Source organism: Actinotalea ferrariae CF5-4 (genome assembly GCF_000603945.1).
GTDB classification, from domain to species: Bacteria; Actinomycetota; Actinomycetes; order Actinomycetales; family Cellulomonadaceae; genus Actinotalea; species Actinotalea ferrariae.
This window is the reverse complement of record NZ_AXCW01000476.1, coordinates 1-1,340: the sequence shown is the minus strand read 5'-3', so window position 1 is coordinate 1,340 and position 1,340 is coordinate 1. Positions and strand designations below refer to the sequence as shown.

Annotated in this window: 1 protein-coding gene; it reads left to right on the top strand. The window is 79.5% G+C overall.

All coding sequences use genetic code 11. From position 1 onward, the window contains the following. On the top strand, nt 1-1,340 hold a 1,340-nt coding region (locus tag N866_RS18890; protein ID WP_034229738.1), incomplete at both ends, for a coiled-coil domain-containing protein.

Genomic DNA, 1,340 nt, shown 5'->3' with positions numbered 1-1,340 from the left:
AGCGCGCCGTCGCCGACCGGCGCGAGGGCCTCGCCCGCCTCGCCGGGCAGGTCGCGGCACGCCGCAGCCGCGTCGAGGCCGCGGAGGCCGAGATCGGCCGGCTGCGCGAGTCGGTCGGCGAGGCGGAGCGTCGTGGCCACGAGGCCACGGTCGAGTTCGCCGCCCTGGAGTCGCGCGTCGCCGGTGCGGAGGAGGGTGAGGAGGGGCTGGACGCCGAGCACGAGGCGGCGGTCGGAGCCCTCGAGGCCGCGGTCGCCGAGCTGGCGCGCCTCAAGGACGCCGAGCAGGCGGCGGACAAGGACCGCGCCACGTGGGCCGCACGGGTCGACGCGCTGGAGATGAGCCTGGTCCGCAAGGACGGGGCCGGAGCCCTCCTGGCGAGCGACGACCTCCCGGGGCTGCTGGGCTCCGTGGCCGCGCTGGTCAGCGTGCGCCCGGGGTACGAGGACGCGCTGACCGCCGCGCTCGGTGCCGCGGCCGACGCCGTCGCCGTCGAGTCGCTCGAGGTCGCCGTCGACGCGCTCCGCCGCCTGCGGTCCGAGGACGCCGGGCGGGCGTCCCTGGTGGTCGGCACGACCACGGGTCCCGCCACGCCCGCCACGCCGGCCGCCGTCCGGGACCTGCCCGAGGGCGCCGTCCCGGCCCTGGACCTCGTGCAGGTCGCCGCGCCGCTCGCCGACGCCGCCCGCGTGCTCCTGGCCGACGTCGTCGTGGTGGAGGACCTGGCGCACGCGCGGGCCCTCGTCACGCGCCACCCCGACCTCACCGCGGTGACTCGGGCCGGGGACCTCCTGGGGTCCGCCCGGGCGTCCGGCGGCTCGGCGAGCGCGCCGTCGGCCCTCGAGCTCCAGGCGGCGCTCGACGACGCGCGGGACCGGCTGGCCGACGCGGTCGCGCGCGGTGAGCGCACCCGGTTCGAGCTCCAGACGGCACGCGCGACGGAGGTCGCGGCGCGCGAGCACCACGACGCGACGCTCGAGCGTCTCCACGAGTCCGACGCGGCGCTCGCGGCGGTGGCCGAGCAGCTGGGGCACCTCGGGTCCGTCGCGCGCTCGGCGCGGGCCGAGGTCGAGCGCGCGCAGAAGGCGCTCGAGGCGGCCGGGGAGCGGCTCGCGACGGACCAGGCCGAGCTCGCCGAGCTCGCCGAGCGGCTCGAGCACGCCGAGCAGGACCCTGAGGAGTCCGACGACAGGATCGACGACGCCACGACCGAGCGGGAGCGGACCGCTGCGGAGGCGTCGGCGGCGCGAGCGCGCGAGACGGAGGCGCGCCTGACCCTGCGCACGAGCGAGGAGCGCGCCCGGGCGCTGGCCGGGCGGGCCCAGTCCCTCGAGCGGGCG